Raw genomic sequence first — 19550 nt, 5'->3', positions numbered from 1 at the left:
ACTTATTTTATCTCATTCAAATCCTTATTGCGAAAACGCCCTGTTCGATATAACCAGTAACACAAGCCTAAAAACACGAGTACTCCCAAAACCTTCGCGACGGGCTCAAAACCTGACCCCACTAGCTTCAGTGGATCGGCACTGCCTAAGAGAGCGAACGGAATGGCAAGAATAACGCCCATCAAGGCACTACCCGCTACCATACCACAAGCCAACAAAACACCGAGCTGATATTTGCTGCGCTTAGCTTCTTGCTGTGCAGAAGAAAGCTTAACACCCCGCCTTTGACGCTTAACCAAATAACTCACCACCCCGCCAATAACTGCTGGCATAATAACCTCAGGCGGTAAATAAATTCCTAAACCCACCGCGAGCGCAGGAAGTCGGAAGTTTTTACGCTTCAAAAATTCATCCGCAATAATAATAACCACGGCCACAACGCCACCGGTAAAAATCATCCACCAATTGAGATGTCGCGTCAAAACGCCTTCTGCTACGGATGCCATTAAACCTGCTTGTGGTGCCGCCAACATTTGCGTTGGATCCATTCCAGGTCGTGGATACACGCCCGCCATACCATAGGCATTAAATAGAAGCTCTAAAACAGGTCCGATGATAAAGGCAGATACAATGACACCAATACCCATCATCAATTGTTGTCGCCAAGGTGTTGCCCCCACCATTTTTCCGGCCTTTAAATCTTGAATATTCTCACCCGATATTGAACCCACACCTGCCATTATGGTAACAATCACGATGACTGCTGAGGCGATGTATTTTGCTTTTATTGCAGTTTCAACATGAAACATGAGCAAAAATATAAATGCTAATAATAAAATTGCAGAAATTAGCATGCCTGATAATGGATTATTACTGGATCCTACCAAGCCACAGAAATAACCTGAAATTGTAGCTAGTAAAAAACCAATAATTAAAATGTAAAAGACGCTTAACAAAATAACAAACCACATATATCGCGGCTCATGAAAAAAGCCCAAGCTGGCAAAATAAAAATGTAAGAATGCAAACATCAACAGGGCAAGCACGAGAACAGAAGCTAATACCCAACTCACGGGTATATCTGTTTCGGTACGCAACCTGCCTCCACCTCCAGCACGATTTTGTTTTCGCAATGTAATAAAAGAAACCGTTAAACCCTTTACAATCGGCTTTAATAATCGGATTAATGTCCAAATACCCCCAACTAACATGGTCCCCACACCTACATAGCGCAAATAATTGGACCATAAATAAACAGAAACATCGTAAGCAGTATGTCCTGATGGAATTCCATAAATGCTACCGATCATGGGTAGTAAAACAATCCAACCAACAACAACTCCGGCAAATAAACTCATACCAACTTCAAAGCCAATGATATATCCTGCCGCCAACACCGCTGGTGTAAACCCAAGAGCAAAACCGAAAACCGTTCGAGTCGAAAGAACCCAGATTTGTAAATCACTAGCAACTATTTTAAAACCTGTTTGAAAAAGGCTAACGAGACCACCGACTAAACCACCTAAGGACATTAGTTTTAATCCCAAGCCACCTTCTGTACTGGCTTTCAATACATTGCCGATTGCGGCTCCTTCGGGAAAAGGAAGCCCTGGTAAACTTAACAAAACACGTCGCAATGGCACCGCAAATAAAACACCCAGAAAACCACCTAATAAAGTGATAATCGCTGTTTGCCAATAGGGAAACCCTACCCACACATGCAGTATGATCATCGCTGGTAAGATAAAAGCGAGCGCTGCCGCAACTCCTTCCCCTGCTGAGGCGGCTGTTTGCACGAGATTACTTTCTAAAACATTGTGCGTTTTAAATAACCGTAAAATTCCCAACGCTAGCACCGAAGCGGGAATAGACGCAGAAATAGTCACACCGACTTTTAATGCTAAATAAGCATTGGAGGCCGATAGCACGACCGCCAGTATGATCGAGAGTATTATAGATTTAATAGTAAATTCAGGTAACGTTGTTGAGGCAGGGATTAGAGGTTCCTGGTCCGATAGGTTTTGGTTATTTTGCACGATAAGTTTTCCCTTACTATTTAGTTGATATTAGACCTTAAAGAGTATAACAAGCCCTTACTCAGCTCGTCTATCAATAGCGCGAAGAATCCCTCGGAGGATGTTCAACTCGGTGTCATCAAGCTGCGCCCGATTAAACAAACGCCGTAATCGCTGTAATAGCATCTTCGGTTGCTTTGGATCTAAAAATTTCAATTTCGTCAGGGTTTGCTCAAGATGTTGATAATATCCTTCCATTTGATCCGCCGTCGCTAACGAGCGCGCCGTCGATTTTTCATTATCCTCATGTTCATTTAATGTTCCCATGTGAATTTCATAAACAAGCACCTGCACAGCAGCCGCTAAATTTAAAGAACTGAAATCTGAGATTGTCGGAATATAAACATGCTGATGACAGAGGTTCAGCTCATCATTCGTCAGCCCCGTTCGCTCTCGGCCAAACACGACGGCTATTTCGCGTTGCGGGTGAGTTAAAATTTGTTCTGCACACTGACGAGGATTACAAATAGGCAAGGATAATGTTCGTAGTCGAGCACTGGTGGCAAACACCAAGTCGCAACCTGAAATTGCAGTTTGCAGGTTATCAACCACCGTTGCATTTGCCAAAATGGCATCCGCACCGGCAGCACGAACCGTCGCTTGTTGGTGAGGGAATGACTCAGGGGAAACTAAATATAATCGAGAAAAACCCATGTTTTTCATTGCACGGGCAGCAGCGCCAATATTTCCCGGATGCGATGTATTGACTAAAACAATGCGAATATTATCAAACATACTTCGCAACGCCACTCTCTACCCCATCAACGATGCTTGAATTTTTTCTGATAAAATTTTATAAATTTTTGGATTAGCCGCAATTAAATTACCACTATCCATGTAATGTTCTTCATCGTGAAAATCACCGACCAGCCCACCCGCTTCTTTGACCAGTAAAACACCTGCAGCCATGTCCCACTCTTTTAAAGACATTTCCCAAAAACCATCGAGCCTGCCTGCAGCCACATAGGCTAAATCCAATGCCGCAGCACCTGCACGACGAACGCCTGCTGTTTCTGGAAAGATTGCCTCAAATGTGTTGACATAATTTTTAAAATGATGACTTCCTTTATAAGGAAAACCTGTACCTATTAAAGCCATATTGAACTTCTTGCATTGACTGACTCGTATTTTACGATTATTAAGTTGTGCTCCCTCCCCACGCGTGGCCGTATATAATTCTTGACGAAGCGGATCATAAATCACACCGACTTCCAATTTGCCTCGATGTTTCAGTGCAATCGAAATGGCAAATTGAGGAAAACCATGGATAAAATTCGTGGTGCCATCCAACGGATCGATGATCCACATAAAATCTTCATTACCTTCGATGCAACCTGATTCTTCGGCTAATATTGCATGGTTTGGATATGACTTATGGATAGTGTGAATAATTTCTTGCTCTGAAAGGTGGTCAACTTGAGTCACAAATTCATTACGACTTTTTTCACTGACATCAACCGTATCGAGACGATCAACAAAACGAACAATAATTCTTCCAGCATTACGAGCCGCTTGAATAGCAATGTTTAACATCGGATGCACTGTTTTACCTCAACTTCTAACCTTTCTTTCACCCAATCCCTAACTTACGGCAAATCATCCTCGATTTTCTTGGGAGCTTTTATCAAGTGGGATCGATTCAATCCTAACGCAACGGCTAATGAACCTGCTACATAAATAGAAGAATATGTGCCGATGATAATACCAATAGTTAATGCAAAGGCAAATGGACGTAACGTTGGCCCGCCAAAAATGAGTAATGCAATAACCACAATTAAGGTTAAACCAGAAGTCATGATCGTGCGTGATAACGTTTGATTAATCGATAAATCCATCACTTCCATGGGTGTGCCTTTGCGCACTTTACGGAAATTTTCTCGAACCCGATCATACACGACGATAGTATCGTTTAATGAATAACCGATAACGGTTAAGACCGCCGCCAAGACAATGAGGTTAAACTCCAAATGAAAGAAAGAGAAAATACCGAGAATCAAAACTGGATCATGAATCAATGCAATCGCGGCACTCACCGCAAAACGAAATTCAAATCGTAATGCAATATAGATCATGGTACCAATCAAGGCCACCAAAACCGCTAAAATGCCATCCGTCATTAATTGTTTGCCAACTTGTGGGCCAATATAATCCAATTGACCAATTTTCCCACCCGGCATTGCCTTGAGTAGTTTTTGTCTTAATTGTTCTTGAGACAATTCTTTATGCGGGGCCAATCGCACAGAAATATCACGAACGTCATACACTTGCACAACCGCTTCTGGAAAACCTTCTTTTGCCAAATCATCACGAATTTGTTGAGCATTAATGGGTTCTTGAAAAATAACTTCGGCTTGTGTGCCGCCAGTAAAATCTGGCCCTAAGTTCAAGCCATAAACCGACAGCGAAATGATAGAGGCTATAAAAATAATAGCCGAAATGATCGCCGCCCATTTTCGTTGGCGCATGAAAGGTATTTTCGTATTTGCTTTAAAAAATTCCATAGCGTTTCTTTTTAGGGTTTATGAATACCTGGTTCGGGTTTTCTTACTTTAATACCGATCGATAAATGTTTTATATTACGTCGACCATAAACAAGATTAACGACCGCGCGCGTGAAGAAGATCGCGGTCACCATTGAACATACCAAACCAATGGTAGTCGTCACGGCAAATCCTTGAACTGGCCCTGTGCCCAATGCAAATAACACCACCATCACAATTAGTGTGGTCACATTGGCATCGACAATCGTTGAAAATGCACGTCCATAACCCGCATGAATAGCTGCTTGCGGGGATACGCCATTTCGCAACTCTTCACGTATTCGCTCGTTGATTAGCACATTCGCATCAACCGCCATACCGACAGTTAACACAATACCCGCAATGCCGGGCAAAGTAAGCGTTGCCCCTAACAATGATAAGATCGCGACAATAAAAATGATATTTAAAATAAGCGCCATGTCGGCAATCAAACCGAATAATCGGTAATAAAAAGCCATGAATAAAATTACGACTAAAGAACCAATTTCCGTCGACAATACACCCATATTAATATTTTCTTTCCCGAGACTCGGGCCAACGACACGTTCTTGAATGTAATCGACGGGAACAGGATAAGCGCCTGATCGTAACAATAATGCTAAGTTTTGGGCAGATTCCATGGACTCTAGTCCGGTAATTTGGAAATTATTGCCCAAGGCATTTTGGATTGTGGCAATATTAATAACTCGTTCAACTTGATGATGCTGAGTCGTCACCTTACCGTCCACGAGTTTTTTTGTAGTTTTCGTTTCAACGTAAACCACCGCTAACGGCTTACCAATATTTTCCGCAGTAATGCGATTAAACGACGCTACATCACTACCGCTCACCCGCACCTGAACAGCGGGCCGTCCATTATCGCCAATAATGGAAGATGCATTGATAATTGAAGTCCCTTTAAGCACCACTTGATTTTTTAACAAAACGGGTCGCCCGTCATACGTATATAATTTAGAGCCAAAAGGCACGACACCGGACTGCGCAGCCGTTACCGAATCATGCTCCACATCTTGCAACTGCAAACGAATCGTCGCCACCTTACCAATCAAATTTTTTGCGCGCGCCGTATCCTGAATACCCGGTAAATCAACACTGATATTCGTTGCACCTTGTTGCTGAATAACAGGCTCTGCGACACCTAATTCATTAATCCGATTTCTTAAAATCGAAGTAATTTGCGAAACAGCATTTTGTTGAATTTGCACCAGCGCTTGTTTGGAATAATTACCAACAATAGAGAGATTTTTTGTTTGAAAAACATATTCTGGAAAACGTTTTTGTAATAAGGGGAGTGCCTGAGCAAGCGCATTCTCATCACGGAAGTTAATGACGACACCTGTTTTTTGATTTTTTATCGCGGTGTAACGAATATGCGCTTCACGAAGATCCGTACCCATCGAATGCATATCACCGGTTTCTTGCAATTTCACCATCGCATCAACATCGACATTCAACAGAAAGTGAATCCCACCTCGTAAATCTAGCCCTAATTTCATGGGGTGTGCACCGATGGCTTGCAACCACTTTGGCGTGCGCGGCGCTAAGTTTAAAGCAACACTGTAATTATTACCCAATGTTGCCTGAACCACATCTTGTGCTTGCAATTGAGCTTCTGTGTCATCGAACCGAATTAAAATAGTATTATCGGTTTTTTTTATCGATTTGTACGAGATATTTTGTGATTTTAAGCCTGATTCAAGTTTAGGGACTACTTGTACATTCAACGGTGTTGAATCTTTTGTAGTGATTTGAATGGCGGGATCCTCACCATAGAGGTTAGGCAGCGCATAAATCACGCCGATGATAATCAATACGGCGAGTAGAATATAACGCCATAATGGATATTGATTCATGCGCTATCCTGATAATTAAAATTAATTAGATGACTCTATACTACCCTTCGGCAACACCTGAGCCACTGAAGATTTTTGTAAGGTAATTTCAACACCTTTAGATACTTCAAGTACAACAAAATTATCTTTCAAGCGCGTAACCTTCGCAACGATTCCACCCGTTGTAATTACTTCATCACCAATCGTGATGTTTTCCAACAATTTTCGGTGCTCTTTAGCGCGTTTGCTTTGCGGTCTTATTAATAAAAAATAAAACACCACAATAATTAACAGTGGCAACCAAAGCATACTCCAAAAGCTACCGTGACGCGCAGCCGTTTCGGCAGCGGGTGTTGCGGCATAGGCGGATGTTATCCCTAAGAAATTCAATAAACTCATAATGTTACCTCTTATCCCGGTTTGTACGTAGTACGTAGATAGAACGCTTCTACGAAGTCGTCTAATGTACCTTGTTCAATCGCATCACGCAAATTTTGCATGAGATTCTGATAGTAACGCAAATTATGCAGTGAATTAAGCCTCGCACTCAAGATTTCTTGTGCACGATAAAGATGATGTAAATAGGCTCGTGAGTAATTTTGACAGGTCGAACAGTCACAGTTAGGATCCAAGGGCCTCTTGTCATTTCGGTATTGGCTGTTGCGAATTTTAACCACACCTTCGCTGGTAAAAAGATGACCGTTGCGAGCATTACGCGTTGGCATCACGCAGTCAAACATATCGACACCACGTCGCACCCCTTCCACTAAATCTTCCGGCTTACCCACACCCATGAGATAACGTGGATGGTCTTTGGGCATCTGTGGCACTAAGTCATCTAAAACAGCGATCATCAACTCCTTCGGTTCACCCACTGACAAACCGCCAATCGCATAACCATCAAAACCAATTTTTATTAAGCCTTCTAGTGATTCGGCGCGCAGGTCCGCATACATACCGCCTTGAACAATACCAAACAGTGCAGATGTCGAGTCCCCATGCGCTATTTTACTGCGTTCTGCCCAACGTAGACTCAGCTCCATGGATTGGCGAGCTTGCTCTTTCGTAGCCGGGTAAGGCGTGCATTCATCGAAGATCATCACGATGTCCGAGTCCAAAATGCGTTGCATCTCGATCGATTTTTCCGGTGTTAAGTGAATCATGTCGCCATTTAACGGCGAACGAAAAGTCACGCCATCTTCAGAGATTTTGCGCAGCTCACCCAAGCTGAAGACTTGATAACCACCCGAATCAGTGAGGATCGGGCCATCCCAATGCATGAATTCATGCAACCCACCGTGAGCGGCAATAACTTCGGGACCGGGTCGCAGCATCAAGTGAAATGTGTTGCCAAGCACAATTTGCGCACCAGTCGATTTAACTTCTTCCATCGTCATCGCTTTGACGGTGCCATAAGTGCCGACCGGCATAAAGGCCGGTGTGTCGACAACGCCGCGAGGAAAAGTCAATTGCCCTCGGCGAGCTTTGCCATCATTTTTTAAGCGCGTAAATTTCATGGCGCACATCATATCACAAGTATTCTTGCCTGCATTATGGGAAGAGGATTTCAATTGCTCACTTGCCGTACAGCATGTCACGCATTACACTTACGCGATGAAAAATAAAGTAATTGTAGGTCTCTCCGGTGGCGTAGATTCAGCCGTAGCAGCCCTCACCCTAAAACAACAAGGCTATGACGTCTCGGGCATCTTCATGCAAAACTGGGAAGCAGATCGTGAAGACCCCTTTTGCACGGCCGAACAAGACCTAAGCGATGCAAAAGCCATTTGCGATCAGCTTGGCATTCCGCTGCAAACAGCAAATTTTGCCAAAGAATACTGGGACAATGTGTTTCAATACTGCCTCGATGAATTTGCCGCCGGTCGCACACCCAACCCGGACATCTGGTGCAACCGTGAAATCAAATTTAAAGCATTTCTCGATCACGCATTGGCACTCGGCGCTGATTTTTTAGCAACCGGCCACTATGCGCGCATTAAAAAAATAGATCGCCATTACTGCCTCTTAAAAAGCGCTGATGCCAATAAAGATCAAACTTATTTTTTATACACGCTCGGCCAAAAACAATTAGCACACAGTATTTTTCCGATTGGCGAATTACAAAAATCTGCCGTGCGCAAAATAGCGCAAGAAGCTAATTTTATTAATTACGCAAAGAAAGACAGCACCGGCATTTGCTTTATCGGCGAGCGTAAATTTAAAGATTTTTTAAATGAATTTTTACTGGCGCAACCCGGCAATATGGAAACGCCAGAAGGAAAACATGTCGGTAAACACGACGGCGTCATGTTTTACACCATCGGCCAACGAAAAGGGTTAAACATCGGTGGGCGAGAAGATGCCAACGAGTTACCCTGGTATGTGCTCGGCAAAGATGTCAAACGCAATGTGTTAATCGTCGGGCAAGGCGATGATCACCCGATGCTGTATCACGATCATTTAACGTGCGAACAAGTTCACTGGATCAGCGAACAATCGCCACAGTTCCCACTGCATTGCAGCGCAAAAATACGTTACCGCCAAACGGATCAAGCTTGTCGCGTTACACAGCAAGACAACAACTGTTATGAAGTCAACTTCGAGCAACCTCAACGTGCTATTACTCCCGGTCAATCGGTGGTATTTTACGATGGAGACCGTTGCTTAGGCGGCGGAGTTATTCGGGATTAAATTTTTAATTGGAGTTTTTGCAATGGAAAAGCTAAGCGAGAAAAAATGCAAACCGTGTGAAGGTGGGGCCTCACCACTCACACAAAAAGAAGCAAACGATTTGCTGTCGCAACTTAACGAATGGGCGCTCGACAAAACAGCGACCGCCATTCAAAAAACGTTTCATTTTAAAAACTACTTTCGATGCGCGCCATGGAGAGCGAAGCGAAGGCGCGTATTCCGCGGTAGGCTCGGATTTTTTGCCGAGCGTAAGCGACTGCAAAAAATCTTTACGAGCCGTCAAGTCATTTGAGAGCCCGTGCGTAGTCGAGCCGTGAGGTCGCGGAGCGCGGGCGACGAGGACGTCCGCGGCTATTTAAGTTGTCGCGTATTGCGAGTCGATTATTGACAGGGATGGCAATAATCTATCACGAGCATCGCGACACGCTTGCGCACCATCAGTTTTGTCAATGCGGTTGCCTGGATCGCCAATCAAGAAGAACATCATCCCGATTTAACCGTTAGCTATAATCGTTGCAACGTTAGCTTTACAACACATGCAATAAAAGGCCTCTCCGAAAACGATTTTATTTGTGCTGCAAAGGTCGATCAATTGATAGGATGATATCTACCAGGCCGCTATTTAAATGTGACATTAATCCCAACTCGAGAGAGCATAAGAATCAATTTATCAATACGTAAATAGATTGATTTTCCCATGCATTAGCCTACTAATTTGAGCCTGACTTAGCTGTTTTTCCCTAATCAATCTTGAATAGTCAGCATCAATTGTGTAATTTATTACATAATCTGTCAAATTATTACCCGTGCATCTGGCCAACTTATGTTTTAGAATACCAACCCCCAAATGATGATCAGTACTGTGAAATGATGTCGAAAGTAAGTCCGTTACAACCGCCACTACCGCGAAACAATGACAATGAACTCCATTGGAGTGGTTTATCCGGTAGCAGTGCTAGCCTAGTCATCAGCAACTTGGTAGCACAAAGCCAAGGGTTGGTTTTGCTCGTCACCCCCGACATGCACTCGGCTGCGCGCTTGAAACGTGAGCTCGATTTTTTTTCACGAGGCTCAGACACAACCATCATCCATTTTCCCGACTGGGAAACGTTGCCTTATGATCATTTTTCTCCGCATCAAGATATTATTTCTGAACGATTGCTGACGCTTTATCGTTTACCCAAATTAAAAAACGGCATCGTCATTGCTGCTTTGCCCACACTCATGCATCGATTGTTGCCACGCCAACATTTAGAAGCAAATGCTTTTGCGTTAGCGCAAGGTGAAGCATTTCATCTCGATAAAATTCGCGATCAGCTCGTTCAAAGCGGTTATCGCTCAGTTGGCCAGGTGATGGAGCACGGTGAATTTGCGGTGCGCGGCGCCATCATCGATATTTTTCCGATGGGCAGCCGAGTGCCCTATCGTATTGAATTATTCGATGATCAAGTGGAAAGCATTCGTAGCTTCGAGCCCGAAACGCAACGCTCTATCGAAAAAATGGAAAAAATCGCCTTATTGCCGGCACGAGAGTATCCGCTAACCGAAGAGGCGATCACTCATTTCCGACAAACTTGGCGCGAAAAATTCTCAGGCAACCCACAAGAAGCACCGCTTTACCAACATATTAGCAACGCCGAATCTGCCCCGGGCATCGAATATTATTTGCCACTTTTTTATGATCACACAGAAAACGTTACCGATTATTTACCGGCTAACAGCCAGTTAATATTAATGGGCGACACCCAAACGGCCGTCGATCATTTTTGGGAAGAAATAAAATTTCGCTACGAACAATTACGCTACGATGTGACTCGACCTTTATGCGCACCGGATGAATTATTTCTTTCACCCACGCAACTATTTCAACATTTTAAACCGTTTAATCAAATTAAAATTCATCAAGAAACTTTACCCGAAAAAAATGGTGTTGCTTTTGATACTGCACCACCCCCCAAACTGTTAGTCGACCACAAAGCAGCTTCACCTTTTTCCGCCTTAGAGCATTACTTAAAAAAATATCTCGAAGATGCAAGTGCAAAAGTTTTATGCTGCGCAGAAAGTACAGGCCGGCGTGAAATTTTGCTCGAACAACTGAAAGAAATTCATATTTCTCCTTCAACGTTCGATAGCTGGCAGGCTTTTTTAACGCATCAAGGTCGCATCGGCATTACAGTCGCGCCCATTGATCACGGCTTATTATTGAATTCCCCTAAAATTGCTCTCATTACCGAGTCGCAATTATTTGGCGAACAAGTCATGCAACGTCGCTTGCGAAAAGAACGCAAACTCGATCCGAGTGCTATGATACGCAATCTGACCGAATTACATATTGGCGATCCGGTGGTTCACATTAATCACGGTGTCGGCCGCTACGTGGGATTACAAACCATTCAAACAGGCGACCTTGAAGCAGAATATTTGACGCTGCAATATGCTGATAACGATAAAATTTATGTACCCGTTTCTTCATTACACCTCATTAGTCGCTACACCGGCGCCGATGCAGACCACGCACCACTGCAAAAATTAGGTAGCAAGCAGTGGGATAAAATTAAAGAAAAAACGGCAAAGCGTGTTCGCGATGTGGCGGCAGAATTGCTCGATATTTATGGTCGCCGCGAAGCAGCACCGGGTTTTGCATTTAAAAAACCAGACAAAGATTATGAAAAATTCCGCAGTGAGTTTCCTTTTGAAGAAACACCGGATCAACACACCGCGATTCAAGACGTGTTGCACGATATGACGCGCGCTCGCAGCATGGATCGATTGGTGTGCGGCGATGTGGGTTTTGGTAAAACAGAAGTTGCGATGCAAGCCGCTTTTATTGCCGCACAAGCTGGCAAACAAGTTGCGGTATTAGTGCCAACAACTTTGTTGGCCGAACAGCATTTGCATAATTTTCAAGATCGCTTTGCACAATGGCCCATTAAAATTGCCGCTATGTCGCGACTGCGTTCTGCTAAGCAACACGATGAAATCATCAGCGCACTGGCTGCTGGCAAAATCGATATTGTTATCGGCACACATAAATTACTCGGCGAGAGCATTCGCTTTAAAGATTTAGGCTTGTTGATTGTCGATGAGGAACATCGTTTTGGTGTACGCCAAAAAGAGCGGATTAAATCATTACGCGCACATGTCGATATTCTCACGCTAACAGCAACACCAATCCCTCGCACAATGAACATGGCCTTATCGGGAACCAGAGATTTATCCATCATTGCAACACCACCCGCACGACGCTTGTCGGTAAAAACATTTGTGCATGAATATAATCCCGCTCTTATTCGCGAAGCGATGTTGCGCGAAACAATGCGCGGAGGCCAAATTTATTTTTTACACAACGACGTTGCTACCATTAATGCAACCGCAGAAAAACTACATAAAATTATACCCGAAGCAAGAATTATCGTTGCCCATGGACAAATGCGAGAACGTGAACTCGAACAAGTCATGACAGATTTCTATCACCAAAAATATAACGTTTTAGTATGTACAACCATTATTGAGTCAGGCATCGATATTCCGACTGCAAATACCATCATTATTAATCGTGCTGATCGTTTCGGCCTTGCACAACTGCATCAATTGCGTGGTCGTGTCGGGCGTTCACACCATCAGGCCTACGCCTATTTACTCACTCCTTCACAAAAAGCATTAACGCGTGATGCTAAAAAACGACTCGAAGCCATTGCGCAATTAGATGAACTCGGCGTCGGGTTTAATCTTGCCACTCACGATTTAGAAATTCGCGGCGCTGGTGAGTTATTGGGTGTTGAGCAAAGCGGTCATATTCACGAAGTGGGTTTTTCGTTGTATCTTGAATTATTAGAAGAAGCGGTAAAAGCATTAAAAGCGGGTCAAGAGCCCGAATTAGATAAACCCTTACACGGCGGCACGGAAATTGATTTGGGTTTAACGGCACTATTACCGGCATCCTACGTTCCCGATGTACATACCCGTTTGACACTTTACAAAAGATTAACCCATTGCGCCGACAAACAAGCCATTGCCGATTTTAAATCAGAAATGATTGACCGTTTTGGTTTATTGCCAGAACCCGCGCAACATTTGTTTGACATGGCCGACATTCGCCTACAAGCAACCCAATTAGGCATTCATAAAATTGAAGTGGGCAGCAACTTTGGCTATATCCATTTCACAGCAAAACCTAATATTGATGTCGCTAAATTAGCACGATTAGTGCAGCAACAGCCGATTCAATATCAATTACAAGACAACCAAAAACTTCGCTTCATCGCACCTCCTAAAGAGGCTGAGAAACGCTTCATGACATTACGCAGTCTATTAAAAAGTTTGATTTAATCTTCCAGCGGATTATGAGTTGGCAGTCTCACCTTCTTTGGTCGACAACTGTATTGACGATTACATTGTGCCTTGCACGCTGTAATTTGAGTCTGATCCTGAATATACTCACATCGGTCTCTACAATCTAAGTATTTATAGACACAAGTTTTATGGACATTTTCTTTAGAATTGTTTTTACTATTCACCGCCTGTGCAAAACCAAACGGCAACAACAATGCAAGGAACAAAATAGAACAAAGGTATTTCATTGCAATGCCCCCTTTGCTTCAAGAACAACGTATAATAAATATAGATCAGCACCTTTGAAATTACCAACAGGGCTATTCTCCAGAGGATAGCGCCTTAAGTATTTTCTTACAGAGATTTCAGGTAGAATTGCCATTATAATGAACAAAATATTTAGGGCCCCTATGGAAATCGTTTTAAAAACATAAAACATTTTATCGATTTCGATTGTGGCAAAGAACGGGGGTTCATGTTTTCGAGAGACGCCCTTTATAACACTTGATAATAAATGAAAATACTTTCTAAAAATACCCTCTGGAGTTTAGCCGCCTGCTTCTTAGCCGCTGCTGCTGTGCTGCTCATCTACTTCACGGCGAAGACACACAGGCACCCTGCTAATTACTATCTGTTTAGTCATTTTCAGGGCAGCATAAAGCCCTTATCTGTTCAACGCCAGGTGCTGTTGATGACAAAGGGAGTGTGGGGTCCTACCTGCCCCATCCCACCCCGACATTTAACATTGGTGACCTACTCTTATTGGGACTACCACGGCACGCCGCACGTTAACGAGGGTGAATTAATTGTGAATCGCAAATTTGCAAAACAAGTGCTCGCGATTTTTAAAACTGTTTATCAACGCCGTTTTCCAATCGATAAAGATCATACAGAGGCATTCGATTGTCGTCCTATTACTGGCCAGCAACATGTTTATTCTGAACATGCTTATGGCCGAGCCATCGATGTTAATTTTATTCAAAATCCCATTTCATCATGGAAAGGCAATAAATACTTAAATCGTAAAATCGTTTGCACGGGTATGATCATGCCAAATAGCATTGTTGTAAAAACATTCAAAAAATATGGTTGGGCATGGGGTGGCGATTGGAAAGAACCCAAAGATTATATGCATTTCCAAAAATCATTGCCTTCACGAGAAACTTACTTAAAACTAAGCCATAAATGGCCTGATTTGACGTGGTTTATTTATAATCCGAATCCGAAGTAAACACCGGTCACAAGAAATTTTCATGCGACCGGATTTAACCCACTTATTTCTTAGATGCCTTACAATTTTTCTTACATTTTTTAGAATGTTTCTTTGATTTTTTTGCGTGTTTTTTTGAATGCATCGTAGATTTAGTTGAGTGGCTAGCAGCTAGCGCTTCAGTTGTAGCAAACATTCCGCCACCAATTAACATAGCTGCAAGTGCACATACAACAAAATTTTTCAATTTCATGCTTTTGTTCCTTTTATTAATAAAATCAAAAAAGGGAGCACCGGTTGATGCTCCCCCATAAAACTCAATTACGTGGCAACTTATTTTTTCTTTTTGCCACCTTCACTTTCTCTTTTCTTTGCCATCTTCGTAAACTCCAAAAAGTTAAAGGACAAAGAACCGCGCAGTTCACTCTTGGAGTATATACCTTTTGTAGAAAGAGTAAATATTTTTTTTAGCAAAAATTGGCAATACATTCAGTGGCTTGTGGCAAGAATGGTCGGCTAGTTAACGGACAATTTCAATAATGTGTCGATGGTCATGACAGATCGCATCCGGATCGGCTTCCTGAATTTCTTCTAGAGATCCATACCCATACGTCACGCCCACGGAACGGACTTTGTTGTGTTTTGCGCCTTGAATATCGTAAAAGCGGTCGCCAATCATGAGGGTTTTTTCATTCTGTAATTTACGTTGTTCAAGAATATACTCGATTAAATCTTCTTTATAATCTCGAGTGCCATCGAGCTCAGAACCATGAATACCGTCAAAATAATGGTGCAAATCGAAGTGCTCTAAAATTTTACCAGCATAGGACCAAGGTTTAGAGGTAGCCAAATACAATTCGAACCCATGATCTTTTAACAATTGCAGGGTATCTTCGATGCCATCGTAAGGTTTATTTTCAATAGCACACCGCTCCACATAACGCTCACGATAAAAGTCGATCGCCTGTTGGATTTTCTGCTTATCTTTGGTACCCAGTAATTTTTCGAACGCGACGGTGAGGGGCGGTCCTATTGTCCACTCCAGATCGTCCATAGGGGGGGGCTCGACATCCAATTGCTCGAGAGCATACTGAACCGACTTGGTGATACCCTCTTTGGGGTCGGTTAGCGTGCCGTCGAGGTCGAGAAGTATGTGCTTGATATCTCTCATATTTTTACCATTAATCAGCCTTAAGACAGCACATATACTATTATAGTCCATGCCAAAAGTCGATCATCGCCCGCAAGCCCTTGCTGGGAGCGACTTTACCGCTTATTGACACGAACCGTGAAATTGTGTACTGTTTCATCAGTACAAAGTTTAGGGGTAACTCAATGCTCAGTAAAACAACCTATGATCAATTTGTTAGCGCGGGAAGACGGGCAACACGCGTGGTCGTTTATCAGGAAATCTATGGTGACCTGCTAACACCAACACAAGCCTTCCAGAATCTTCGCCAAGGAGCTTCTAAAGCGGCCATCCTTGAGTTCTCACCGCGTACAGCGAAACCTTACTCGTTCATTGGATTAGACCCAATCGCTGAATTCAGCGCTCTAGGACACGATATTTGTATTGAACTCGAAGGTCAACGAGAAACCCGAACCGATGATCCTTTCAACGCATTACGCATACTACGCGACAAAATAGACTGTCTCGATACCAACTCCCTACTTGCGTTGACAGGCGGTGCCGTTGGTTATATGAGCTATGATGCCATACGCCTAATTGAAAATATTCCTGATCGTCATCCTAATGAAGACAACATACCCGACATCAGCCTGACATTTTATGGTTCCAGCATTACCTTTGATCCTAAAACCTCAAAAGTTATTGTGGCGAAAGTCATCACCATTGAAAACGATTTAAAAAGCTGCTTTAAAAAAGGGATGAATGCTATTAATGAAATGATTCAACAATTAAAAAATCATTCACCGGCTCAATCTTCTATTAATGCAATTAACGATGATGAAAATTTTGAGGCGGATTTATCCGACGAAGCCTACAGCGAGATTGTTAAGAAAGCTAAAACTTATATTACTAAGGGTGATATATTCCAAGTTGTGCCTTCAAGAACCTTTACGAAAAAATATAACGGCAACACATTTGCAATTTATCGCGCATTAAAAAAAATCAGCCCTTCGCCCTACCACTTTTACATTCAAAATAATGATATAACGATTGTAGGTGCCTCGCCTGAAAAAATTGTAAGCCTTCCGATGCGCGCCATGGAGAGCGAAGCGAAGGCGCGTATTCCGCGGTAGGCTCGGATTTTTTGCCGAGCGTAAGCGACTGCAAAAAATCTTTACGAGCCGTCAAGTCATTTGAGAGCCCGTGCGTAGTCGAGCCGTGAGGTCGCGGAGCGCGGGCGACGAGGACGTCCGCGGCTATTTAAGTTGTCGCGTATTGCGAGTCGATTATTGACAGGGATGGCAATAATCTATCACGAGCATCGCGACACGCTTGATAATCACATCATTGAATCCACACCACTTGCAGGAACAAGACCGAGAAATATAGAAATAGAAGTGGATGATGAAACTGTAGCTGAAGAATTAATGAATGATCACAAAGAAATAGCCGAACATATGATGTTAGTCGATTTAGCAAGAAACGATGTCGGCGCTGTTTCAAAAGCTGGCACTGTAAAAGTTACCGAGCAACCTCACACTGTTAATTTTTCACACTTGATGCATATTGCTTCTACAGTTCAAGGTGCGATTGCTGAAAAATTCGATGCCTTGGATGTATTAAAAGCAACATTTCCTGCAGGCACATTAAGTGGTGCACCAAAAATTCGTGCGATGGAAATTATTGACGAATTGGAAAACTCGCGTCGTGGTGTATACGGTGGTGCTATCGTCGCCCTTGATCGCGAAGATAACTTAGATACTTGCATTGCTATTCGCACAGCCGTCATTAAAAATGGCGTCGCAAAAATTCGCGCTGGTGGTGGCGTTGTTTATGACTCAAATCCAACTGCCGAAGCACAAGAAACGCGTCATAAAGCACGCAGCATCATGACAGCGATTAAAACGGCAGAAGGTGGGATGTTATGATTATTATCATCGATAACTACGATAGCTTTACATATAACTTATACCAAGGTATCGCTGAGCGTTACCCTGATGTTCGTGTTTTTCGAAATGATAAAGTCACAGTGGATCAAGTACGCGCGTTAAACCCCAAAGGTATTATTTTATCACCTGGCCCTGGTCGACCCGAAGATGCTGGTATTTGTGTTGAGTTAATTCAAAAACTATCACCTTCATTGCCAATATTAGGTGTTTGCTTAGGACATCAAGCTATTGCAACGGCTTTTGGTGGAAATGTTATTCAAGCTAATGAAATTGTTCATGGTAAACCCGGGTTTATTTTCCATTATCGTGATCATTTATTTGATGATATGTCGTTGCCTTTCAAAGCAGGACGCTATCATTCGTTAATTGTAGAAAAAGAAAGCTTGCCTAAAGAATTACACATAGAAGCAGAACAAGCGTGTCGCGATGCTCGTGATAGATTATTGCCATCCCTGTCAATAATCGACTCGCAATACGCGACAACTTAAATAGCCGCGGACGTCCTCGTCGCCCGCGCTCCGCGACCTCACGGCTCGACTACGCACGGGCTCTCAAATGACTTGACGGCTCGTAAAGATTTTTTGCAGTCGCTTACGCTCGGCAAAAAATCCGAGCCTACCGCGGAATACGCGCCTTCGCTTCGCTCTCCATGGCGCGCATCGAATGAAAATGGTTTAATCATGGCAATTAAACATAAACACTATCCTTGTTACGGCATTCAATTTCACCCTGAATCTATTTTAACACCTGAGGGTGAGCGTCTTTTAATGAATTTTATCGATCTATGTCAAGTACAACACTATCGGTTAGCAGCATGTTAAAAGAATATATAGAACAGTTAATGCAAAAAAAGGATTTAACACCACAACAATGTGAAGCCATTATAAATCATATCATTGACGGCGCAGACCCTCACCAAACGGCCGCGCTACTCGTGTTACTGCACGCTAAACCAGAAACCAGTGATGAAATATATGGTGTTGTTCGCGCCATGCACTCACACATGATACGAGTCAATTTTGATAAACCAGCTATCGATATCGTTGGCACCGGTGGTGATGGTTCAAACTCGGTAAATATATCAACGGCAACAAGTCTTTTAGTAGCAAGCTTAGGTGTTAACGTTGCTAAGCACGGCAATCGATCGGTTTCATCACGTTGCGGCTCGGCTGATATTTTAGAAAGTTTTGGCATATCCACCAACATGTCAGCATCGCAAGCAGAAAACATGCTAAACGAACTCGGATTTACATTTCTTTATGCGCCTCATTTTCACCCAGCCATGAAAAGCGTTAAAGATCTGCGAAAAGCGCTACGCGTGCGAACCATTTTTAATTTGATTGGCCCGCTTTTGAATCCAGCACAACCCGAACATTATTTGATGGGGGTCTATGATCCGCGTTTATTAGAACCCTTTGCCGATGTACTTTTAAAACTAAATGCGAAACGTTCTTTAGTTGTTCATGGAAACGGTCTTGATGAATTAAATTGCATTGGACCCAATCAGGTGATTGAAGTGACTCCAGAAGGAAAAAAAGCATTCACCATCGATCCGAAAAACTATGGCCTGAATTACTGCACACTTGAAGATTTACAAGGTGGTGATACGCAGCGCAATCACCAATTGATCATGAATGTTTTTCAGGGTGAGCCCAGTCCCATTACAGATACCATTTTGCTCAACGCGGGGGTTGCTTTAAACATCGTTGGCTTTTGCAATTCCATCGAAGATGGCATTTGTATCGCACGTTTAGCACTGCAAACAAGCGTGTCGCGATGCTCGTGATAGATT

At 43.1% G+C, this 19550-nt stretch carries 18 protein-coding genes and 1 pseudogene; 9 read left to right on the top strand and 10 right to left on the bottom strand.

What is annotated here, in order from left to right; genetic code table 11:
• Window positions 1-2: 2 nt before the first annotated feature.
• The 7 genes from ACJMKR_RS04745 to tgt are packed head-to-tail and all read right to left on the bottom strand — an operon-like array spanning window position 3 to window position 7964.
• On the bottom strand, window positions 3-2036 hold the full coding sequence (locus ACJMKR_RS04745; protein WP_423064004.1) for an OPT family oligopeptide transporter: 2034 nt from the start codon (window positions 2034-2036) through the stop codon (window positions 3-5).
• A gap of 57 nt (window positions 2037-2093) precedes the next feature.
• Window positions 2094-2810 carry an RNA methyltransferase gene (locus ACJMKR_RS04740; RefSeq protein WP_423064003.1) on the bottom strand — a complete coding sequence of 239 codons (717 nt, stop codon included), beginning with the start codon at window positions 2808-2810 and terminating at the stop codon, window positions 2094-2096.
• An 18-nt stretch (window positions 2811-2828) separates the two neighbouring features.
• A complete protein-coding gene (locus ACJMKR_RS04735; protein ID WP_423064002.1) occupies window positions 2829-3617 on the bottom strand; it encodes an inositol monophosphatase family protein in 789 nt (262 codons plus the stop codon).
• A gap of 44 nt (window positions 3618-3661) precedes the next feature.
• Window positions 3662-4576 (bottom strand): protein translocase subunit SecF, encoded by a 915-nt coding sequence (gene secF / locus ACJMKR_RS04730; RefSeq protein ID WP_423064001.1) that lies wholly within the window; start codon window positions 4574-4576, stop codon window positions 3662-3664.
• An 11-nt stretch (window positions 4577-4587) separates the two neighbouring features.
• The gene (secD, locus tag ACJMKR_RS04725; RefSeq protein WP_423064000.1) at window positions 4588-6468 is read right to left on the bottom strand and encodes a protein translocase subunit SecD; all 1881 of its coding nucleotides are present in this window, start codon (window positions 6466-6468) and stop codon (window positions 4588-4590) included.
• Between the two features lie 21 nt (window positions 6469-6489).
• On the bottom strand, window positions 6490-6846 hold the full coding sequence (yajC, locus tag ACJMKR_RS04720; protein WP_423063999.1) for a preprotein translocase subunit YajC: 357 nt from the start codon (window positions 6844-6846) through the stop codon (window positions 6490-6492).
• Between the two features lie 11 nt (window positions 6847-6857).
• Entirely contained in the window at window positions 6858-7964 is a 1107-nt protein-coding gene (tgt, locus tag ACJMKR_RS04715; protein ID WP_425475598.1) for a tRNA guanosine(34) transglycosylase Tgt, read from the bottom strand.
• A 97-nt stretch (window positions 7965-8061) separates the two neighbouring features.
• Between tgt and mnmA the strand changes: the two genes are divergently transcribed.
• Window positions 8062-9138: a tRNA 2-thiouridine(34) synthase MnmA gene (gene mnmA, locus ACJMKR_RS04710; protein WP_423064189.1), complete on the top strand. Its 1077-nt coding sequence runs from the start codon at window positions 8062-8064 to the stop codon at window positions 9136-9138.
• Between the two features lie 70 nt (window positions 9139-9208).
• Here mnmA and ACJMKR_RS04705 read toward each other — a convergent pair whose 3' ends face one another.
• Window positions 9209-9421 carry a hypothetical protein gene (locus ACJMKR_RS04705; protein WP_423063998.1) on the bottom strand — a complete coding sequence of 71 codons (213 nt, stop codon included), beginning with the start codon at window positions 9419-9421 and terminating at the stop codon, window positions 9209-9211.
• Between the two features lie 150 nt (window positions 9422-9571).
• On the opposite strand from ACJMKR_RS04705, the pseudogene ACJMKR_RS04700 reads away from it, so the two are divergent.
• The 3 genes and pseudogenes from ACJMKR_RS04700 to ACJMKR_RS04690 all read left to right on the top strand — a co-directional run.
• A pseudogene (locus ACJMKR_RS04700) lies at window positions 9572-9742 on the top strand (4a-hydroxytetrahydrobiopterin dehydratase); the annotation flags it as partial.
• Between the two features lie 266 nt (window positions 9743-10008).
• Window positions 10009-13467 (top strand): transcription-repair coupling factor, encoded by a 3459-nt coding sequence (mfd, locus tag ACJMKR_RS04695; protein ID WP_423064188.1) that lies wholly within the window; start codon window positions 10009-10011, stop codon window positions 13465-13467.
• 517 nt (window positions 13468-13984) lie between these two features.
• Entirely contained in the window at window positions 13985-14701 is a 717-nt protein-coding gene (locus ACJMKR_RS04690) for a M15 family metallopeptidase (RefSeq protein ID WP_423063997.1), read from the top strand.
• 43 nt (window positions 14702-14744) lie between these two features.
• On the opposite strand, the gene ACJMKR_RS04685 is transcribed toward ACJMKR_RS04690, so the two are convergent.
• Entirely contained in the window at window positions 14745-14933 is a 189-nt protein-coding gene (locus ACJMKR_RS04685) for a hypothetical protein (RefSeq protein WP_423063996.1), read from the bottom strand.
• Window positions 14934-15200: 267 nt separating this feature from the next.
• A complete protein-coding gene (locus ACJMKR_RS04680) occupies window positions 15201-15851 on the bottom strand; it encodes an HAD family hydrolase (RefSeq protein WP_423063995.1) in 651 nt (216 codons plus the stop codon).
• Between the two features lie 164 nt (window positions 15852-16015).
• Between ACJMKR_RS04680 and ACJMKR_RS04675 the strand changes: the two genes are divergently transcribed.
• From ACJMKR_RS04675 to trpD, 5 genes are all read left to right on the top strand, one after another.
• Window positions 16016-16942, top strand: a complete 927-nt coding sequence (locus ACJMKR_RS04675) for a chorismate-binding protein (protein ID WP_423063994.1) — start codon at window positions 16016-16018, stop codon at window positions 16940-16942.
• 165 nt (window positions 16943-17107) lie between these two features.
• A complete protein-coding gene (locus tag ACJMKR_RS04670; RefSeq protein WP_423063993.1) occupies window positions 17108-17737 on the top strand; it encodes an anthranilate synthase component I family protein in 630 nt (209 codons plus the stop codon).
• The gene (locus tag ACJMKR_RS04665; RefSeq protein ID WP_423063992.1) at window positions 17734-18246 is read left to right on the top strand and encodes an anthranilate synthase component II; all 513 of its coding nucleotides are present in this window, start codon (window positions 17734-17736) and stop codon (window positions 18244-18246) included. Before ACJMKR_RS04670 ends, ACJMKR_RS04665 begins: the two co-directional genes overlap by 4 nt.
• A 72-nt stretch (window positions 18247-18318) precedes the next feature.
• Entirely contained in the window at window positions 18319-18579 is a 261-nt protein-coding gene (locus ACJMKR_RS04660; protein WP_423063991.1) for a glutamine amidotransferase-related protein, read from the top strand.
• Entirely contained in the window at window positions 18573-19544 is a 972-nt protein-coding gene (gene trpD, locus ACJMKR_RS04655; RefSeq protein ID WP_423063990.1) for an anthranilate phosphoribosyltransferase, read from the top strand. Before ACJMKR_RS04660 ends, trpD begins: the two co-directional genes overlap by 7 nt.
• The last annotated feature ends 6 nt before the right edge of the window (window positions 19545-19550 follow it).

Origin of the sequence: Candidiatus Paracoxiella cheracis, assembly GCF_049348705.1 — a bacterium.
GTDB lineage: Bacteria > Pseudomonadota > Gammaproteobacteria > Coxiellales > Coxiellaceae > Paracoxiella > Paracoxiella cheracis.
The sequence above is the reverse complement of the archived record's forward strand: the minus strand, read 5'-3'. Positions and strand labels throughout refer to the sequence as shown.

Excerpts from the sequence above, each read along its gene's own strand:
- ACJMKR_RS04675 (WP_423063994.1), top strand. The coding sequence starts at position 16,016 with ATGCTCAGTAAAACAACCTATGATCAATTTGTTAGCGCGGGAAGACGG.
- tgt (WP_425475598.1), bottom strand. The coding sequence starts at position 7,964 with ATGAAATTTACGCGCTTAAAAAATGATGGCAAAGCTCGCCGAGGGCAA.
- ACJMKR_RS04665 (WP_423063992.1), top strand. The coding sequence starts at position 17,734 with ATGATTATTATCATCGATAACTACGATAGCTTTACATATAACTTATAC.
- ACJMKR_RS04685 (WP_423063996.1), bottom strand. The coding sequence starts at position 14,933 with ATGAAATTGAAAAATTTTGTTGTATGTGCACTTGCAGCTATGTTAATT.
- yajC (WP_423063999.1), bottom strand. The coding sequence starts at position 6,846 with ATGAGTTTATTGAATTTCTTAGGGATAACATCCGCCTATGCCGCAACA.
- secD (WP_423064000.1), bottom strand. The coding sequence starts at position 6,468 with ATGAATCAATATCCATTATGGCGTTATATTCTACTCGCCGTATTGATT.
- ACJMKR_RS04740 (WP_423064003.1), bottom strand. The coding sequence starts at position 2,810 with ATGTTTGATAATATTCGCATTGTTTTAGTCAATACATCGCATCCGGGA.
- secF (WP_423064001.1), bottom strand. The coding sequence starts at position 4,576 with ATGGAATTTTTTAAAGCAAATACGAAAATACCTTTCATGCGCCAACGA.
- mnmA (WP_423064189.1), top strand. The coding sequence starts at position 8,062 with ATGAAAAATAAAGTAATTGTAGGTCTCTCCGGTGGCGTAGATTCAGCC.
- ACJMKR_RS04690 (WP_423063997.1), top strand. The coding sequence starts at position 13,985 with ATGAAAATACTTTCTAAAAATACCCTCTGGAGTTTAGCCGCCTGCTTC.
- ACJMKR_RS04680 (WP_423063995.1), bottom strand. The coding sequence starts at position 15,851 with ATGAGAGATATCAAGCACATACTTCTCGACCTCGACGGCACGCTAACC.
- trpD (WP_423063990.1), top strand. The coding sequence starts at position 18,573 with ATGTTAAAAGAATATATAGAACAGTTAATGCAAAAAAAGGATTTAACA.
- mfd (WP_423064188.1), top strand. The coding sequence starts at position 10,009 with ATGTCGAAAGTAAGTCCGTTACAACCGCCACTACCGCGAAACAATGAC.
- ACJMKR_RS04670 (WP_423063993.1), top strand. The coding sequence starts at position 17,108 with ATGGCAATAATCTATCACGAGCATCGCGACACGCTTGATAATCACATC.